Origin of the sequence: Aeromonas dhakensis, from assembly GCF_002285935.1 — a bacterium.
In the GTDB taxonomy this organism is placed as follows: domain Bacteria; phylum Pseudomonadota; class Gammaproteobacteria; order Enterobacterales; family Aeromonadaceae; genus Aeromonas; species Aeromonas dhakensis.
Genome location: NZ_CP023141.1, coordinates 1509732 through 1528164, shown reverse-complemented (window position 1 = coordinate 1528164; position 18433 = coordinate 1509732). Strand labels below are relative to the sequence as shown.

Annotated in this window: 13 protein-coding genes and 1 pseudogene; 5 read left to right on the top strand and 9 right to left on the bottom strand. The window is 64.6% G+C overall.

What is annotated here, in order from left to right; all coding sequences use genetic code 11:
- Positions 1-102 precede the first annotated feature (102 nt).
- From CK627_RS07545 to CK627_RS22510, 3 genes and pseudogenes are all read right to left on the bottom strand, one after another.
- Complete coding sequence (locus CK627_RS07545; protein WP_017780226.1) at positions 103-441, bottom strand: nuclear transport factor 2 family protein; 339 nt, start codon at positions 439-441, stop codon at positions 103-105.
- A gap of 166 nt (positions 442-607) precedes the next feature.
- Positions 608-2197 carry a peptide chain release factor 3 gene (gene prfC / locus CK627_RS07540; protein WP_024941984.1) on the bottom strand — a complete coding sequence of 530 codons (1590 nt, stop codon included), beginning with the start codon at positions 2195-2197 and terminating at the stop codon, positions 608-610.
- A 241-nt stretch (positions 2198-2438) separates the two neighbouring features.
- Positions 2439-4301, bottom strand: a pseudogene (locus CK627_RS22510) (GGDEF domain-containing protein).
- 223 nt (positions 4302-4524) lie between these two features.
- Between CK627_RS22510 and CK627_RS07525 the strand changes: the two are divergent.
- Positions 4525-5529 (top strand): sensor domain-containing diguanylate cyclase, encoded by a 1005-nt coding sequence (locus CK627_RS07525; RefSeq protein ID WP_095592031.1) that lies wholly within the window; start codon positions 4525-4527, stop codon positions 5527-5529.
- Between the two features lie 6 nt (positions 5530-5535).
- Here the strand turns inward: CK627_RS07525 and CK627_RS07520 are convergent, their stop codons facing one another.
- On the bottom strand, positions 5536-5988 hold the full coding sequence (locus CK627_RS07520; protein ID WP_043169196.1) for an Lrp/AsnC family transcriptional regulator: 453 nt from the start codon (positions 5986-5988) through the stop codon (positions 5536-5538).
- Positions 5989-6125: 137 nt separating this feature from the next.
- Here CK627_RS07520 and CK627_RS07515 point away from each other — a divergent pair, with 137 nt between their 5' ends.
- Positions 6126-7049: a DMT family transporter gene (locus CK627_RS07515; protein WP_095592030.1), complete on the top strand. Its 924-nt coding sequence runs from the start codon at positions 6126-6128 to the stop codon at positions 7047-7049.
- Here the strand turns inward: CK627_RS07515 and viaA are convergent.
- Positions 6996-8450, bottom strand: coding sequence for an ATPase RavA stimulator ViaA (gene viaA / locus CK627_RS07510; protein WP_017787533.1), 1455 nt, complete (start codon positions 8448-8450; stop codon positions 6996-6998). The two genes, CK627_RS07515 and viaA, sit on opposite strands and share 54 nt — an antisense overlap.
- Before the next feature lie 52 nt (positions 8451-8502).
- Complete coding sequence (locus CK627_RS07505) at positions 8503-10110, bottom strand: ATPase RavA domain-containing protein (RefSeq protein WP_167385303.1); 1608 nt, start codon at positions 10108-10110, stop codon at positions 8503-8505.
- Positions 10111-10348: 238 nt separating this feature from the next.
- On the opposite strand from CK627_RS07505, the gene CK627_RS07500 reads away from it, so the two are divergent.
- The gene (locus tag CK627_RS07500; protein WP_095592028.1) at positions 10349-10828 is read left to right on the top strand and encodes a DNA polymerase III subunit psi; all 480 of its coding nucleotides are present in this window, start codon (positions 10349-10351) and stop codon (positions 10826-10828) included.
- 54 nt (positions 10829-10882) lie between these two features.
- Positions 10883-11332, top strand: coding sequence for a ribosomal protein S18-alanine N-acetyltransferase (rimI, locus tag CK627_RS07495; protein WP_010635099.1), 450 nt, complete (start codon positions 10883-10885; stop codon positions 11330-11332).
- A 23-nt stretch (positions 11333-11355) separates the two neighbouring features.
- Here the strand turns inward: rimI and CK627_RS07490 are convergent, their stop codons facing one another.
- Positions 11356-11901, bottom strand: a complete 546-nt coding sequence (locus CK627_RS07490; RefSeq protein WP_017786141.1) for a thioredoxin domain-containing protein — start codon at positions 11899-11901, stop codon at positions 11356-11358.
- A gap of 185 nt (positions 11902-12086) precedes the next feature.
- Here CK627_RS07490 and CK627_RS07485 point away from each other — a divergent pair, with 185 nt between their 5' ends.
- Positions 12087-13877, top strand: coding sequence for an AMP-dependent synthetase/ligase (locus CK627_RS07485; protein ID WP_095592027.1), 1791 nt, complete (start codon positions 12087-12089; stop codon positions 13875-13877).
- Positions 13878-13956: 79 nt separating this feature from the next.
- Here the strand turns inward: CK627_RS07485 and gshA are convergent, their stop codons facing one another.
- Together gshA and CK627_RS07475 are read right to left on the bottom strand one after the other, a co-directional pair.
- Positions 13957-15555, bottom strand: coding sequence for a glutamate--cysteine ligase (gene gshA, locus CK627_RS07480; RefSeq protein ID WP_017780236.1), 1599 nt, complete (start codon positions 15553-15555; stop codon positions 13957-13959).
- Positions 15556-15614: 59 nt separating this feature from the next.
- On the bottom strand, positions 15615-18428 hold the full coding sequence (locus CK627_RS07475) for a M16 family metallopeptidase (protein ID WP_095592026.1): 2814 nt from the start codon (positions 18426-18428) through the stop codon (positions 15615-15617).
- Between the last annotated feature and the right edge of the window lie 5 nt (positions 18429-18433).

Here is an 18433-nt window from a genome sequence, read left to right as displayed (position 1 = left end):
CGAGTGGCGCGAAGAAGCATGAAGGGCGAGGCCTGACGTCATCCTGTATCAATGAACGACGTTTGTGATCAGGCCAGGGCAGACAGGGGCGCTGGGCGCCTGTCAGGTGGGTAAATAGAACCATGCCGTTTTGATAAGGCCGGCCTCCACCTCGAACACCGCCATGCTCTCGATGGGCTCGGGGGAGAGGCCATAGATCAACTCGTGATCGAACACCTTGTTGCCGATGACGGTGCGTGCCAGCAGCTCGGCCCGCAAGGCCGGGTTGTTGAAACGATGTTCGGCATAGAAGGCGCTGAGCGCCTCCTTGCCCACTGTGCTCGGGCTCTCCGTCGGCATCCGGTACCCCTTGAACGCATCGGAGAAGCAGGCCAGGAAGGCCTCGAGATCGTGGGCGTTGTAAGCGTTAAATTGTGCCTCGACGGGCAGTTCGACCGACATGCATCACTCCCTGAATCATGTGTGAGCCTCCTTTATAGGGGGCATTGCTCCCCTTGTCGACGGGTGACGGCGGCTCTCCCCCCTCCGCGCCCTGTTCGCCATCCAAAAAGAGACCCCGCCGAAGCGGGGTCTCTTTTTATCTTGTCTGCCTGTCGGCAAGCCCTTGTCAGTGCTCGCGGGTCTGGCGGAACTGGACGTCGGCGTGACGCTCCTGGGCCAGGCGCAGGTTGACCATGGTCGGCGCGATGTAGGTGAGGTTGTCACCACCATCGAGAGCCAGGTTGACCTCGTTCTTGCGCTTGAACTCCTCGAACTTCTTGACGTCGGTCCCTTCCACCCAGCGGGCGGTGGCGACGTTGACCGCCTCGTAGATGGCCTCGACGTTGTACTCGCTTTTCAAGCGCGAGACCACCACGTCGAACTGCAGCACACCGACCGCACCGACGATGAGATCGTTGCTGATAAGCGGACGGAACACCTGCACCGCCCCCTCTTCGGAGAGCTGCACCAGCCCCTTGAGCAGCTGCTTCTGCTTGAGCGGGTCGCGCAGGCGGATGCGGCGGAACAGTTCCGGCGCGAAGTTCGGGATGCCGGTGAACTTGAGATCTTCACCCTGGGTGAAGGTGTCGCCGATCTGGATGGTACCGTGGTTGTGCAGGCCGATGATGTCGCCGGCGAAGGCGTCTTCCGCCTGCTCCCGGTCACCGGCCATGAAGGTGACGGCGTCGGAGATGTTCACATCCTTGCCGATGCGCACGTGGCGCATCTTCATGCCCTTGGAATAGGTGCCGGAGACGATGCGCATAAAGGCTATACGGTCGCGGTGTTTCGGGTCCATGTTCGCCTGGATCTTGAACACGAAGCCGGAGAACTTCTCCTCGGTCGCCACCACTTCGCGGCTCTCGGCCTTGCGCGGCATGGGGGCCGGCGCCCAGTCGGTCAGGCCGTCCAGCATGTGGTCGACACCGAAGTTGCCGAGTGCGGTACCGAAGAAGACCGGGGTCATCTCGCCGGCGATGAAGGCGTCGTGATCGAACTCGGGGGAGGCGCCCTGCACCAGCTCCAGTTCTCCCCGCAGCTGGGCCGCGAGATCCTCGCCGATGGCGGCGTCCAGCTCGGGGTTGTTCAGCCCCTTGACCACCCGCTTCTCCTGGATGGTGTGGCCCTGACCGCTCTGATACAGATAGGTCTCGTCCTTGTAGAGGTGATAGACACCCTTGAAGGATTTGCCGCAACCGATGGGCCAGGTGATGGGGGCGCACATGATGTTGAGCTCACGCTCCACCTCGTCCATGACCTCCATGGGATCGCGCACTTCGCGGTCCAGCTTGTTCATGAAGGTGAGGATGGGGGTGTCGCGCAGCCGGGTCACTTCCATCAGCTTGCGGGTCCGGTCTTCAACACCCTTGGCGGCGTCGATGACCATCAGGCAACAGTCGACCGCCGTCAGGGTACGGTAGGTATCTTCGGAGAAGTCCTCGTGACCCGGGGTATCGAGCAGGTTGACCAAGCAGTCGGCGTAGGGGAACTGCATCACCGAGGTGGTGATGGAGATACCACGCTGCTTCTCCATCTCCATCCAGTCGGATTTGGCGTGCTGGCCCGAGCCACGGCCCTTGACGGTACCGGCGCGCTGAATGGCCTGTCCGAACAGCAGAACCTTTTCGGTGATGGTGGTTTTACCCGCATCCGGGTGCGAGATGATCGCAAAAGTGCGTCTCTTGGAGACTTCACTCAGAAATTCAGCTGACATAATTCAACGTTCTTCTATTGGGCGGCGGCCTTGGCCACCGTGGGAATAATTCCGGGATGCCGCATTGACTCACGGTCCGGCATGGATACGCAACGGGCCACTCGGGCGGGCATCAGATCCGCCGGTGGAGAGAGGAAGAGGGTTGCGTTACATGGGTCTTCTCACCTGAGCCAAAGCAAAATTGCGCGACATTATACCCGCGCGAGTGAAAAATACCCAGCCCGGCTTTGCAGGGTGGTGCACCCTATTCGGCCCGCATCACCTGGTTGCGGCCGGCCTGCTTGGCCCGGTACATGGCCTCGTCGGCCCGCTGCACCAGCCCCCCCAGGCTCTCGTCAAGAGGACCCTGCTGGGCACAACCGATGCTGACGTTGACAAAACGCCCCTCCGGCATCCCCTCGATACGCAGCTGGGAGACGCGATGACGGATCCGCTCCGCCACTTCCATCGCCTCGTCCAGACAGGTGTCGGGCAGCAGCACCAGAAACTCTTCGCCGCCGTTGCGCCCCACTCTGTCCAGCGAACGCAGCTGGGCGGCGATGCACTTGGCCACGGCGGCCAGCACCAGATCCCCTACGTGGTGGCCCAGCTGGTCATTGACCAGCTTGAAGTGATCGATGTCCAGCAGCAGCACCGAGAAGGGCTTGCCCTGCTCCCGCGCCTGTCTGAACCAGTTCTGGCCCTTGTTCTGGATCTGGCGGCGGTTGTGCAGCCCGGTCAGATCGTCGGTCATGGCAAGCCGGCGCATCTGGCGGGAGCGATTGAACTGGTGCAGCGCCAGCATGCCCATCACCAGCAACAGCAGGGCCACCACCACGTACTGCCAGTGGCGCCGCTCCTGCAGCTGCTTGAGCTTGGCCTCCTGCAGCAGCTGCTTGGTCTTGAGGGCCTGGTTCTCCAGCTCCTTGCGGGCCAGGTCGAACTCGAAGCGCATCTGCAACGAGCGCTGCTCCCTGAGCACCCGTTCCAGCGAGTGCTTGGTCTCGACAAACAGCTTGAGGTTGCTGAGGGCGGCGCTGATCTGGCCCTGCTGCTCCAGGATCCGCGCCCGCACCTCGTAGACCCGCGCCAGGAAGCGCTGGTTCTTCTCCTTGACGAAAATGGGTTCGGCGTGGGCCAGGTAGTAGAGCGCCTTGGTCGGGTTGCCCTGCGCCGCCTCCGCCATCCCCATCACCAGTTGCCAGTGACCCAGGGTGACGCTGTCGGAGCTCTCGCGCCCCTGCAAAATGGCGTCAGCCTGGCGCAGCTTGCTCACCGCCTCGGTCACCTTGCCCTGATTGAGCAGTATGGTGGCGATCTCGATCCGGACCCAGGCCAGCAGCCCCTCTTTCTGCTGCGAGCGATAGAACTGCTCGGCCATCTTCATCAGCGGCAGCGCCCGGTCATACTCCCCCATCTCGGAGTAGAGCAGCCCCTGCTGGGAGCGGATCCTCACCAGCGGCTCCTGGGCGCGCAGGGCACTGTAGTCATGGGCCAGCTCTTCGAAATACCCCTCGGCCCGCTCATAGAGCCCCATCCGCCGATAGGCGTTGGCGATCTGGGCCAGCACCTCCCGCGCCTTGCCATCCAGCCCCAGCGACTCGAAGCGCTTGTGCGCCTCGATGAGCTCCATCAGCCCCTCCGCCAGCTCCCCCTGATAGGCGTACATGTCGCCGCGCAAGCTGAGGATGTCCGCCTCCTACACCCGATCACCGAGCCGGCGGGCCAGCACCAGCGCCTGCTGGTAGTCCTCCTTGGCCTGCTCCATGTTGCCGAGCATCTGCTGATGAAAGGCGCGGCAGGCCAGCAGACCTGTCTCGGTGATCCTGTCCTTGCGGGCCCGGGCACCGGCCAGTTCCTGGTCGGCAAAGTCCACCACGGCACGGTACTCGTCGTCCCACTCGGAAGGCATGGCCCAGCACTGCAGCCGCACGATGCGCCCCTGCACGTCGGGGGGATAGGCCTCCTTGCTCGCCACCAGGGCGGCGATGCGCAGCCGGAACATGCGATCGGGCTGGAACCCCTCCTCCAGCAGCTGCAGCTCGCGGGAGAGCTGGGGCTCGGTCAGCGGCGCCCGGGCCGCCCAGGCGAGGGGCGTACACAATCCCGTCAACAGGATCAGGGTCATGATGCGTTTCATGCCGGTTCGGTTTCCCCTCAGGTGGTGCTAGTACACGAATATGCTCACTCCCCCCATCATATCTCGCCTTGCAGCAACACACAGCAACCATGGAAAAAGAGAGGAGATAGGCCAGATCCGGCAGGCTCTCACGCTGACCTAACGCGCCCCTTTACAGATGGAAAATCAGCATCGACTATAGGCGCCATCCAACACAGGGAAGCGCAGGTTGATGACATATCAGGAGCTGCAGGCGGCCTACGACAAGCTGCTGCAGGAGAACGAACGGCTCAGGCGGGTCGCCGACGATGCGCGGGAGAAGCTGGAAGCCGCCATGGACGGCACCGGTCTGTGCATCTGGCAGAACCATGTGCCCACCGGCAAGCTCATCATCTTCAACCGGCGCTGGGGTTCCATGCTCGGCTACCAGCCCAAGGAGCTGTCGGCCCACTTCGACGTCTGGCGCGAGCATCTGCATCCGGAAGACAGGGAGCGGGTGCTGCAGGCCTTCTTCGATCACCTGAGCGGCAAGAGCCCGTTTTATCAGGTGATGCACCGGATGATCGCCAAGGACGGCAAGACCACCTGGGTGCTGGACCGGGGCCGGGTGGTAGAGCGGGACGCACAGGGCAACCCCGTTCGGGTGATGGGCACCCACATCGACATCACCCACGAGAAGGAGTACGAGCAGCAGCTGGCCCGGCTCGCCCACCGGGATCCCCTCACCGGCCTTGCCAACCGCACCGCCCTGCAACGCAAGTTCAACCAGGGTTTCAAAGCCATCTGCTTCATCGATCTGGACGACTTCAAGCAGGTCAACGACAACCTGGGCCACCGCGCCGGTGACGAGCTGCTGATCGCCCTCACCCGTCGGCTGCGCGACTGTTGCGAGGAGGGGGTGAAGATAGGCCGGCTCGGCGGCGACGAATTCGTGCTGCTGCTGCCCTGGGCAAGCGACGATCCCCGCACCAGCCAGCTGGCCAGCCAGTGCATCGACGCCATCGCCACCCCGTTCGAGCTGCCCAACGGCGACGCCTCGGTGGGCTTGAGCATGGGGATTGCGGCAATCCGGCCGCAGGATGATTTCAGCACGGCGCTGGCCCGCGCCGATCAGGCCATGTATCGGGTCAAGCGCGGCGGCAAGCGGGGCTTTCATGTCGCCCGGCCGAGTGGCCAGCCACTGCTGGATCAGGAGCAGGTAAACGAGCGCGGGCTCGGCCACCAGCCCAGCCCCTGAACAGGGTCAGATGGGCAGCGGCCCCATCACCTTGACCGCCCGAATGGCGAAGTGGCTGCTGATGTCGTTGACCATGTCCTGGGACTGCAACCGCCGGATCCACTGCTCATAGGCGGGCAGGTCGGGTACCACCACCTCCAGCAGGTAGTCGTAGTTGCCGGAGACGGTGTGACAGCTGATCACCTCCGCCATGGCCGCCACCGCCTGCTCGAAGGCCTCCACCAGCGGCTCCCTGTGCTGACTGAGCCGCACGTTGACGAAGATGGTGATACCCAGCCCGAGCTTCTCCCGCGCCAGCACGGCGCGATACCCCCGTATATGGCCCTCCCCCTCCAGCCGCTTCAGGCGGCGGGCACAGGGGGAAGCAGACAAGCCGACCTGCTCCGCCAGCTCCACGGTCGTGAGGCGCCCATCCTGTTGCAGCAAGCGCAGCAGATGTAAATCAATCCTGTCGAGCATATTGGTGATATCCGGTAAAAATCCCTTTTGGATTGGCTGAAACTAGCAATTACCCCCGAATATCTCAAACAGTTTGCCCTGCAACACCCTCCCCCCTGGCGTGATAATGAGCCGGGACACGCCATGGAGGGAGCCCGATGTCATTCACACCATCACCCCGTTGCAGCGGCTGGGCCGCCGCCCTCGCCACCGTGCTGCTCTGGTCCGGTTTCTTTCTCTCCCTGCGCCTGGGCGCCGAGGAGAAACTCCCGCCACAGGCGCTGGCGCTGCTGCGCTTCGGTATCCCGGCCCTGCTGCTGCTCCCCTATTACTGGCGTCACCGCATCCGTCTGCGCCGCACGCCCCTGCGCTGGCAGCTGGCCATGCTGGCGGGAGCCGGCCTGCCCTTCTTCTGGCTCGGCGCCACCGGCATGCAGCTGGCCCCGGTGGCCCAGGGCAGCGCCCTGATCCCGGGCACTGTGCCCCTCATGGTCAGTCTGCTCGGCCTGCTGCTGTGGCGCGCCCCCTGTCCCCTGCAGCGGCGCTGGGGGCTCGCCCTCATCGCCCTGGCCACCACCATCCTGTTGCTGGGCGGAGAACCGGGATTATGGCAGGGACAGCTCTGCTTTCTGGGGGCGGCCCTGCTGTGGGCCCTGTTTACCCTGGCGGTCAGACGCAGCGGACTGGCGGCGCTGGATGCGGCCGCGCTGGTAGCGGTGCCGTCGGCCCTGCTGCTGCTGCCGACGCTCCTGTGGAGCCCCTTGCCCACCGTGAGCCATGCCAGCGTCTGGCTCTGGCAGGGTCTGCTGCAAGGGATAGGCGCCGGCTTGCTGGCGGCGCTCTGTTACGCCCACGCCATCCGCACCCTGGGCGCCGAGGTCAGCTCGGCGCTGGGCTCGCTCACGCCCGTGATGGCGGCCATGCTGGCCTGGTGGCTGCTGGGGGAGAGCGTCACGCCGCCGGTGTGGCTGGCGCTTGGCCTCTTGTGTGTCGGGGTGGTGCTGGCCAGTCTGCCGGCACGGCGGGTTTCAGCTGCGCTGCCAGCGGCGCAACAGGCGACCGCGCAGGCCGCAGTCGAGTAGCCAGCTGTTGTCGAACACCCGCAGCAGCGCCGGTTTGGCGTGGCGGGACATGGCCACCGCGTGGAAGCGGGTCTGCTGCTTGCGTTGGCGGTTCATCCGATCCAGCAGGCTGTGGGGCAGGCTCTGGGCGATAAAGTCGGAGACCACCAGCACGTCCGCTTTGGCAAAGGCGGGGTCATCCAGCTTGATCAGGGCCTTCTCGAGGCAGGGCACCAGATCGGTGCCGCCGTGAAAACTCATGGAGAGGAAGCGCTCCGCCTTGTCGAGCCCTGTGTCGGCGGTGATCTCCAGGGTCGCCACCTCGGTGGAGAAGAGCATCAGGTAGCAGCCTCGCTTCTCGTCCATCGCCACCTTGAGCAGCGCCAGAAACAGCGCCTTGGCGCACTCCTCCGGGTAGCCCCCCATGGAGCCAGAGGTGTCGATGCAGACGATGAAGGGCCCCCGCTGCTGCAGCTGCCGCCCGCCAAGCTCAGGGGTGCGCAGCATGATGCGCTGACGCGGCAGGGTGCCGCGCGACTGGTAGCTGAGCAGGCGCCGCTCCAGATAGCGGCGGTAGAACTCCAGCTCCAGCTCCGGCAGCGCCAGCATCACCGCCTCGCTCGGCAAGAGGCGCATCAGGTCGCTGGCCGGGTGGATGCCCACCAGATCGTCCGGCACGTCGTCGGTCTGCACCTCCTCCAGCTCGTGCACCTGCACCGGCGGCACCGGCGAGTCGTTGGCCCGGTTGTCCTGCTCGCTGCGTCCCAGCAGGTTGGCGATCTCCGCCAGCAGCGGCTCGCGCTGCAGCATGCGAGCGTACTGCTTGACCAGCACCAGGCTGCGCTTGTGCCAGCTGCCCTGCGCCAGATCCCAGAGCCCGCCGGCGGAGATCTGGTTGGGGTCCAGCGCATCAGCCAGGGTACGGCTCGCCAGCAGCTGATCTTCGATCTCCTGGCGCTGCTTCTCCCGCTCCGCCTCGGCGATCTGCTGCTGCAGCTGCAGCAGGCTGCCCACCAGGCTGGTGCGCCACTTCTCGATCAGCAGCTGGCGCTGGCTGTCGGTGGGGTGAGCCATCAGCTGGCGCACCAGGCTGCGCGCCTCGCCGGCGAAGGGGCTGTACTGCTCAAGCCCGTCCAGCAGGGCCGGCAGGCGCCCCATCAGCTCGGCCAGCGGCAACCCCTTGTGGGCCTGATAGAGGCGATACTCCTGCTCCAGCGCCACCGGCACCGGCTTGTGGCGCATCTCCTCCCCCAGCTGATCGCTCCAGCGGCGGATGCGCTTTTGCAGCAATTTGCCCTGCAGCGGGGAGCGTTTGATGAACTCGGAGATCTTGGGGGTGGAGGCCAGCAAGAGCGCCATCTCGCCCGCCAGCTCCCCCTCGCCCATGAGCAGCCCCAGATCCATCATGCCGATCTCAAGCATGGCGACCTCCGCTGGCCTGGCTCACGACCGCCCCCTTCGCGCTCGTCATGACTCAGGCGTCCAGCTGCGGCAGCCGGTCGTGCCACTGGCTGATGTCGGTGCGCAGCTGATCCAGATCCCGGTTCAGCACGAAGAAGCTGTCCTCCACCTGCTGCAACCAGTGACGACCGATGAAGAGGTGCTGCTGATGGCGCTCGAACAGGTTGCGCTGGCGCTTGAGCTCCTGCGCCAGCACGCCGGCTTCTGCCAGCAGCTCGGTCAGGGCCGCCTGCCAGGGGGTGATCACCACCTCGGGAATGGGGGTACGCTCCACCAGTACCAGCGGGATCTGCTGGCGTTGCAGATCCAGCACGTGCAGGCGCAGCTCGTCGTCCAGCACCAGCTCGTAGTGGCCCTCCTTGGGGTTGCCGAGCGGCCAGCCCACAAGCGACTCGCCGGTGGGGTGCCAGTGGGAGAGCAGGGTGCGGTCGAACACCAGCGTCTCCACCAGCCGCTCCGGATCGTCGCCATCCAGCGCCGCCGGGGTGAGCAGATGGAAGTGCACCAGCTTGCCAAACGGGCGGGCATTGGCCAGCGGGATCTGGATGCCGCGGGCGCGGCGCCCGAACCACTGCTGGCGCTTTCTGGCCTTGCAACACAGGCGCTGGGCCACGCTCTGTTTGAGCTGCTTGAACTTGTCCCGCAGCCCCATCAGCTGACGGGTCATGGTCAGCTGCTGATAGCCGTAGAGGCGGGAGAACTCGGTCATCATCTCCAGCAGGGCGGTGCGCGAGGCCTCGTCATGCCAGAGGCAATCCTTGAACAGCAGCAGATCGAGCGGGGCCACCTCGTCGCGGCCGTTGAAAAAAGCGCTCGCCTTGATCAGCCGCACGGCCTTCTTCCAGCGCCGATCCGACACGTAGCAGCTGTGGGCCAGCTGGCTGTCGAGCTGCTGGCGCAGCTGATAGATGAGCTCGAAGCAGTCGTCCGGCAGCCGGACCCGGTCGATCTGCTCCTGCCACTCCAGATACTCCTCACCGTGGATCTGCACCGAGGGCGGCAGATTCTGGTGGGACTGGCCGTCGCTGGCCAGCATGGCCTGGAAGTTGGCCTTCTCCTGCACCCGGTCCATCCAGATCCGCACCAGCATACGGTCGTAAAGCGCCTCCAGCCCGCTGTCGGGGGCCGGCAGCTCGTTGGAGGCGGTCACCAGCAGCCGCATCGGGATGGGGTGCTGGCTGTCGCCGTTGCGAAACTGCCGCTCGTTGATGGCGGTGAGCAACGTGTTGAGGATCGCGGGGCCCGCCTTCCAGATCTCGTCGAGGAACACCACCTCGGCCTCCGGCAGGTAGCCGGCGGTGAGCCGCAGGTACTTGCCGTCCTCCTTCAGCGCCTGGATGGAGAGAGGGCCGAACACCTCCTCCGGCGTGCTGAAGCGGGTCATCAGGTACTCGAAGTGGCGCGCCTCATGAAAGGCCAGCTTGAGGCGCCGCGCAATCAGGCTCTTGGCGATGCCGGGCGGGCCCAGCAGAAACACGCTCTCGCCGGACAAGGCCGCCAGCAGACCGAGCCGCAGGGCATCCTGGCGCTCGTAAAGCCCCTCGCCGAGGGCCGACAGCAGGCGTGGCAGCCGTTCGTGAATGGGGGCGAGACGAAGATTCTGTGATGCTAAAGGTGGCATAGGCGCACTTCCGATACTGGGGTTGTCTGGAACCGGCACACCCGCGACGCGATCGAAGGTTCCCTGTCCTGCTTGTTGTATTGTCGGGAGGTCGCCTCTGGCTAGCACCGGTCGGTTGCCGGGCACCGGAGCGCCTCTCCTGGCTAAAACATACCGCAAAAGATGCAGCAAAACGCGTTCGAGTGTACCCTGCGCAGAGCTTTTTTCATCAATGCAGATCAAGACTGAGTCATCGCCCATGCAAGATCCAGTGCAGCTGACCACGGCGCGGGAGCCCGTTCCCGAGCAACCCGACCAGGCATCCGCTCGCCTGCGGCAACACCTGCTGGCCCGGATGGGCATCCCTAGCTGGCAACTGCGCCGGCCGGCCCTGCTGACGGGCCATCAGGCTGCGCCCGCGCCGGCCAATGAGCCCCAGGCAAATCTGCAGGAGGCGGCCCCCGCCCCGGCCGTGCCGAGCGAGCCGCCGAGCGGCAAGCTCTGGATCCTGGCGAGCCGGCTGCCCGCCCCCGGTCTGCTGGCGGATCTCTGCCAGCTGCTCGGCATCGGCAGCGACGAGGTCAGCCTGCTGAGCAGCCTGCCTGCCGGCCACACCCCGCCCTTGCTCTGGCTGGAGGCGGCCGATCCCGCCTGGCCAGAGGCCCTGATCTGCCCGCTCACCCCCAGCCCGGCCCAGAAACGGGCTCTGTGGCTGCAGCTCAAGGGGCGCCTCGGCTGACCAGCCGTGCGCCCCGCATCTCTCTTCGTTCAGCCGCCCCGACCCGGAGCCACCATGGTGCAATTTCGTCCCCTGCTCGAGACCGACTTCGAGCTCATCTACCCCATAGAGCAGGCTGCCCACAAGGAGCCCTGGAGTCAGGCCAACCTGCTCTCCTGCTTCGGGCCACGCTATCTCAACGGCCTGCTGCTGGTCGACGGCCAGCCGGCCGGCTTCTACATCTCGGATCTGGTGGCGGGCGACAGCTCGCTGATGAACATCTGCGTGCATCCTGACTTTCAGGGCAAGGGGCTGGGGCGGGCGCTGCTCAGGGAGTACCTGAGCCGCAGCAAGGCCAACAAGGCCGAGGCCTGGTTCCTCGAGGTGCGGGCCGGCAACAGCACCGCCATCAGCCTCTACGAGAGCGAGGGGTTTGCCGAGTACTGCCGGCGTGCCGACTACTACGGCACCGGTCAGGATCGGGAAGATGCCGTGCTGATGTCCCGCCTGTTCGACTTCGGCTAAGCCGCCGCGCTACATCTGCAGCACTAGAGCAGCGGCGCGTTGTCGAGGGCCGGATCCTGCAGGCTTTGGGTGGTGTGCAGCACCGCCTCGAAGCCGGCGGCGGAGAGCGGCATGAAGAAGCCGCGCTGCCAGGTCACCCCGGGCATCCAGATCTGCTGGATATCCACCACTATCTTGATGGGCTTGAGCTGCTCGCCCGGCTGCTGCACATAGATGCCGGGCGGCGTTGCCACCTGCGGGAAGCGGCGCAGTATCTGCTCGCTGCCATCCCCGGCATTCGGGTTGAGGCGCACCTTGACCAGCCGGGCCAGCACAGGCGCCATCTCCTCTGTCTGCCACAGGGTGGTATCCAGCAGCTTGCAGCGCCGGCATTTGGCGCGTTCGATCACGTAGAGCAGCGGATAGCCCTTCTGCAGGGCCAGCTGCTGTGCCTGGGCGTAGCCTTCGGCGCCGCTCAGCCAGGGGTTGTCCTCCTCGCCACCCGTTCCTCCCAGCGTAAACCAGAGCCCGCCGGCCCCCGCCAGCAACAGCAATACCCCGGTCACCACCCCCTTGATACCGACACTCATTATGCTCCCTCCCTGAATGGCTCCACACGTCAGCCACCATCATGCCTCAAGCCCCCCTAATTGACGACTTTGTGATCCAAGACAAATGGCGAACACTTGTAAGCTGTAATCTTAGAGTTTAAACTCCAGCGCGATTTTTCAGTGCCCCTTAGGGCGTACAACTGTTACTTGAGGATGTCTGACTGATGCCGAAACACCACCTGGTTCGACTGATGCGGGAACGTATCGCCCGGCTTGGCAACAAGGCCGCCCTGCGCGTACAACAGAATGGCCAGTGGCGTGCCATCGGCTGGCGTACCCTGGGGCAGGCCATGGACTACTGCGCCCAGGCGCTGATCCGCGCCGGCCACCAGCCTACCGAGATGGTCGGCATCTATGCCCGCAACATGCCGGAGTGGACCCAGGCCGATCTCGGCATCCTGGCCGCCCGCGGCGTCAGCGTCCCCATCTACCCCACCAGCACCCTCGATCAGCTGCGCTACATCGTCAAAGATGCCGGCATCAAGGTACTGTTCGTCGGCGAACAGCCCCAGTTCGACCAGGCGCTGCAACTCATTGAAAGCGGCGAGATCCAGCAGCTCATCGCCCTCGACGGCAGTGTCAACCTGCGCGGCTGCCCGCAGGCGAGCCACTTCCAGGAGTTCCTCTCTTCCGGCAATCACCAGCCCAGCGAACAGGTGCTGCGCGAGCGTGAGAGCCAGTACCGGATGGACGATCTGCTGACCCTGATCTACACCTCGGGCACTACGGGTGAGCCCAAGGGGGTCATGCTCGATTTCGCCAACATCGCCGCCTGCTTCGAAATGCACAACAGCCGCCTCGATCTGAACGAGCAGGATGTGTCGCTCTGCATGCTGCCGCTCAGCCACGTGTTCGAGCGCGCCTGGACCTACTACGTGCTCTATTGCGGCGCCGAGAACGTCTACATCCGCGATCCGCAGAAGGTAATGGATGTCATCGGCGAAGTGCAGCCGACCGTGATGTGCGCCGTGCCGCGCCTCTACGAGAAGGCCTACGCCATGATCCAGGCTCGCGTCGCTCAGGCCCCACGCCTGCGCCAGGCCCTGTTCGGCTGGGCCACCCGGGTCGGCAAACAGATGGTCGCCACCCGTCAGGCGGGTAAAGCCGCTTCCCCCCTGCTCTACGGCCAGCTCTGGCTCGCCGAGCGGCTGGTGTTTCGCAAGCTGCGCGCCCGTTTCGGCGGCCGTACCCGCTTCCTGCCGGTGGCCGGCGCCCGCCTCGCCGACGAGGTGAACTTCTTCTTCCAGGCCATGGGGCTCAACCTCAAGTACGGTTACGGCATGACCGAGACCACCGCCACCGTCTGCTGCTACGAAGACAGCCAGTTCAAGCTGGGCTCCATCGGCACGGCGCTCAGCGGCATCGAGGTGAAGCTGAGTGAGAACAACGAGCTGCTGGTGCGCTCTCCCACCGTGATGCGCGGCTACTACAACAAGCCGGAAGCGACCGCCGAGGTGATGACCGAGGATGGTTTCCTGCGCACCGGCGATGCCGGCGAGCTCGACAGCGAAGGCAACATCTACTTCACCGAGCGCCTTAAGGAGCTGATGAAGACCTCCAACGGCAAGTACGTGGCGCCGCAACTGGTGGAGGGGACCCTCGGCAAGGATCGCTTCATCGAACAGATCGCCATCGTCGCCGATGCCCGCCACTTCGTCTCGGCGCTGATCGTGCCCTGCTTCGAGTCGCTGGAGGAGTACGCCCGCTCCATCAACCTGCAGTACCAGTGCAAGACCGAACTGCTGCGCCACTCCAAGGTGGTGGAGTTCTTCGAGGCGCGCATCCAGGATCTGCAAAAAGAGCTGGCCAAGTTCGAGCAGGTGAAGAAGTTCACCCTGCTGCCGAGCGCCTTCTCCATGGAGCTGGGTGAGCTGACCCCCACCATGAAACTGCGCCGCAAGATCATCGAATCCAAGTACCAGAGCGAGATCGAGGCCATGTATAACCATGTCTGAGTACAACCACGTCTGAGACCGCTCGGATTTCCGGAAATAAAAAAGCCGCTTCAAGAGCGGCTTTTTTTGTTGCCTGTCATCAGGCCGGGGTCTTGCTGGTCCCGAAGTAGTCGGCCAGGAAGTCGTCAAACGACAGGCTGTCGCTGCGCTCCCGCTCCCGCTGCTTGGCCAGGGACTCTCGTGCCTCGCCGGCAAAATAGGCTTCGTCCCAGTACTGCAGCTCGCCAGCCAGCATCTCTTCCCGGTAGCGGCTCGCCAGCTCGTCGGCGAAGGCGCCGTTGTCCTTGCCGCTCTCCAGCAGTTGCTTGAGCAGGCGGGCGGAGTAGGTGAGCTCGGGGTTGAGCAGCTTCTCGCGGTGCATCGCCAGCGTCTCACGGTAGCGGTTGCGGCCGCAGCAGCGATCCAGCAGCGCGGCGACCTCGGCCAGCTCGTCGAACAGCTTGAGGCCGAACTCCTTGAGGCCGATGGGGTTGCCCTGCTCGTCCTCCAGCTCGAGGCCGGGACGGCGCCCCTCTAGCACCACCTTGGTCTGGTTGCGGCGATTGCGGGCGATCTCCTCGTCACCCAGCACCGGGGACGGGCGCAGCAGGCACCAGACCAGGAACAGGTCGAAGAAGCGGATCTGATCCACCTCGATGCCGTACGGGGTGAAGGGATTGACGTCCACGGTGCGCAGCTCGATGTATTCGATGCCACGCTGCTCCAGCGCGTCGGACGGCTTCTCGCCGCTGCGCGGGGTGCGCTTGGGCCGGATCGGCGCGTACAGCTCGTTCTCCAGCTGCAGCACGTTGTCGTTGAGCTGGCGGTACTCGCCGTTCACCTTGACGCCGATCCTGGCGAAGTCGGGATCATGGGTGTTGATGGCGCGGCGCAGGCTGCTCACATAGGCCGGCAGGTTGTCGTGACTGATCTTGAGCCCCGCCTGGGCGCTGTTGGTGTAACCCAGATCCGACAGCCGCAGGGCGGTGGCATAAGGCAGGTAGAGGGTGCCCTTGCCGGTCTTCTGGAACGGCAGGTTGCTCTTGCGCCCCTTGAGGAAGGATTCGCAGATGGCCGGCGAGGCGCCGAACAGGTAGGGCACCAGCCAGCCGAAGCGGTAGACGTTGCGGATAAGCCCCATGTACTTGTCGGAGATGAAGCGCTGGCTGCAGCACCCCTCGCACACCAGCTCCTGCCACTCGCACCAGAAGCTGTCCGGCATGGAGAAGTTGAAGTGTACCCCGGCGATCACCTGCATCAGGCTGCCGTAGCGGTTCTTCAGCCCCTGCCGGTAGAGGGTCTTCATCCGGCCGATGTTGGAGCTGCCGTACTGGGCCAGCCGGATGTTCTCCTCGTCGCCGACGAAGCAGGGCATGGAGAGCGGCCAGATCCGCTCATCACCTAGGTGATGAATGGTGTGACGGTGGATGTCGCCAAGCTGTTCCAGCAGGCTGTCGATAGAGTCGGTGGCCGGCGTGATGAACTCCAGCAGGCTCTCCGAGTAGTCGGTGGTGATGTTGGCATGGGTCAGTGCCGAGCCCAGACTTCTGGGGTGATCGGTCTGGGCCAGGGTTCCCTGTGGGGTGATGCGCAGACATTCACGTTCGATCCCGCGCCGGATCCCCTTGAGGGCGGTCAGCCGTTCCGGCGAACCCAGGGCGGTCAACAACTCGGTGAGTGACAAGCTTGTCGTAGTCATATTCACGGCTCATGTGTGGCCGCCCCACAGGGGGGCGGCACTATTTTTATGTAGCGCCCTCAGGGCAGCTGCAGCGGATAGATGGGAAGATGAAGCTCCTGCAGGGGTTTTTCAAGCTTTTGCTTGTCCCCCACCACCACAATCACCATCTCGGCCGGGTCAAGCCAGCGTGCCGCACTGGCCTTGAGCGTCTCGGCCGACACCGTCTTGATCAGGTTGTTCTGGGCCTGCACATAGTCCGGCTTCAGGTCATACATGATCATCTGCAGCAGGAAGCCCGCCTTCTGGCCAAGCGTCTCGTAAGAGAGCGCATCCTGCTGGGAGACGGCGCTGCGCATATAGGCGAGCTCGACCGGGGTCGGGCCGCTCTTGCGGTAGTTGTCCATCTCCTTGAGGAACTGGCGGATGGCATCCACGGTCGCATCGGCCCGCACGTTGGCACCGGTGGCGAAGGTCCCCACCTCCCGGTTGGCGGAGAAGCCCGAGCTGGCCCCATAGGTATAGCCCTTGTCTTCCCGCAGGTTGAGGTTGATGCGGCTGTTGAAGTTGCCGCCCAGGTTGAAGTTCATCAGCCCGGCGGTGAAGTAGTCACCCGTGGTATCGAACGGCATGGCGCGGCGGCCGATGCGGATCACCGACTGGGGCGCCCCCGGCTTGTCCACCAGATAGATGCCCGGCTTGGCCTGCTCGCCTTCGGGCTTGAGACTGCCAAGAGAGGGCGCAGCCCCCTTCCACTGGGTCAGGAAGCCGAGTTGATCCTCCACCTGGGACTGGGTCACGTCACCCACCACTACCACCTTGGCGTTGGTCGGGTTGTAGTAGTTCTGGTAGAAGCGCTTCACGTCCGCTAGGGTCAGCTTCTCCACGTCGGCCAGCACGCCGTCACCCGGCTGACCGAGACGGTTCTGCTTGCCGTAGATCAGCTCGCGGAAGGCCTGACCGGCCAGCCACTCGGGCTGCTGCTCGCTCTGTTTCATCCCCTGCAGCATCTGCGCCTTGACCCGCTCGAAGTCGGCCTCGCGCATGCCGGGCCGCTCATACACCTCGCGCACCAGCGCCAGGGTCTGCGGCAGCTTGTCGGCCAGGCTGCTGATGGTGACCAGGTTGTTGTACTGGGCGCTGGAGACGCTGACGCTGGAGCCGAGCTTTTGCAGCTCGTCGCTGAGCTGGGCCTCGGTCAGACGCACCGAGCCCTGCCCCATCATGCTGGCGGTGAGGCTGGCCAGCCCCAGCTCGCCCTTGCCTTCGGCCCGCATGCCGCCCGGCAGGGCGACCATGATGGAAACCGCCGGGATTTCATCGCTCTGGGTGCCGATGATCTCGATCCCCTTGTCGAGCTTGCCGTGCCAGATGGCCGGCACCTTGACGCTCACCGCATCGGCCGCCTTGGGCTGCACGCTGCGATCGAAGTCGTCTTTCACCGGCCGCTCGGCCAGCACCTTGTCATGCTTGGCGTAATCCGGCAGCTCGCGCTTGGCCGGGGTGAAGTTGGGCTTGGCGGCCTGCCAGTCGCTCTTGCCCTTGGGCACCACGCTCAGCACCACCGCCGGCTTGTTCAGGATGAACTTGTCGTAGGCGGCCTTGACCTGCTCCGGCGTCACCTTGCCGATGGCGTCCAGGCTCTTGAACACATAGTTGGGATCCTGGGCGAACACCTGGCCCATGGCGAGCTGGCTCACCTTGCCGGAGACGCTGTCCAGACCCCAGATGGCCGAGGCACGATAGCTGTTGATCGCCTTCTCCAGATCCTCCGGCTTGAGGCCGCGGCCGGCGAACTCGCCGATCACCTTGTCCACCTCGCTCTTGAGGGTCTTCAGGCTGCCATCCACCGCCGGATTGGGATAGGCGTAGACGGTCAGGGTGCAGGCCAGCTCCTCACAGTAGTGGGAGGCCCCCGCATCAATAGCCTTGCCACTCTTGACCAGCGACTGGTAGAGCATGGAGCTGGCGGAACCGCCCAGCACGTCTGCGAACATGTCGAGGGCCGGCTCCTGCGCATCGCCAAGCGACACGGTCGGGTAGCTGATGTAGAGCAGCGGCAGGTGCACCTTGTCCTCGAGCGTCACGTAACGGGTCTCGGGCAGGGTCACCGGCTCGGGGGTCGGCTCGGCCACCTCGGGTCCACGCGGGATCGGGCCGAAGTACTTCTCAATCCAGGCCAGCGCCTGCTTGGTGTCGAAGTCGCCGCCCAGGGTCAGGGTGGCGTTGTTGGGGCCGTACCAGCGCAGGAAGAACTGCTTGAGATCGTTGACGTCGACCCGGTCGAGATCCTCCACATAGCCGATGGGCTGCCAGGAGTAGGGATGGGTGCGCGGGTAGAGCGCCTCCCCCACCTTCTCGCTCACCAGGCCGTAAGGCTGGTTGTCGATGCGCTGGGCCCGCTCGTTCTTGACGGTGGCGCGCTGGATCTCGAACTTCTTCTGGCTCACCGCGTCGAGCAAGAAGCCCATGCGGTCGGCCTCCAGCCAGAGCACCTTCTCCAGCTGGTTGGCCGGCACGGTCTCGTAGTAGTTGGTGCGGTCCTTGTTGGTGGTGCCGTTCATGTCGCCACCGGCCTCGTTGATGATCCGCATGTGCTCCTGATCCCCCACGTGCTTGGAGCCTTGGAACATCATGTGCTCGAAGAAGTGGGCGAACCCGGACTTGCCCACCTGCTCGCGGGCCGAGCCCACGTGATAGGTGACGTCCAGGTGCACCAGGGGATCGGATCGGTCGGGCGCCAGAATGACGGTCAGGCCGTTGTCCAGCTTGTACATCTGATAGGGAATGCCGAGCTTGCCCTCTTCCTTGACCTGTTCCGACACCAGGGTGGGTGCCGCCAGCACGGGCAGAGAGAGGCCCAGAAGCATGCTTAATGGAATGAGTTTGTTCACGGTTA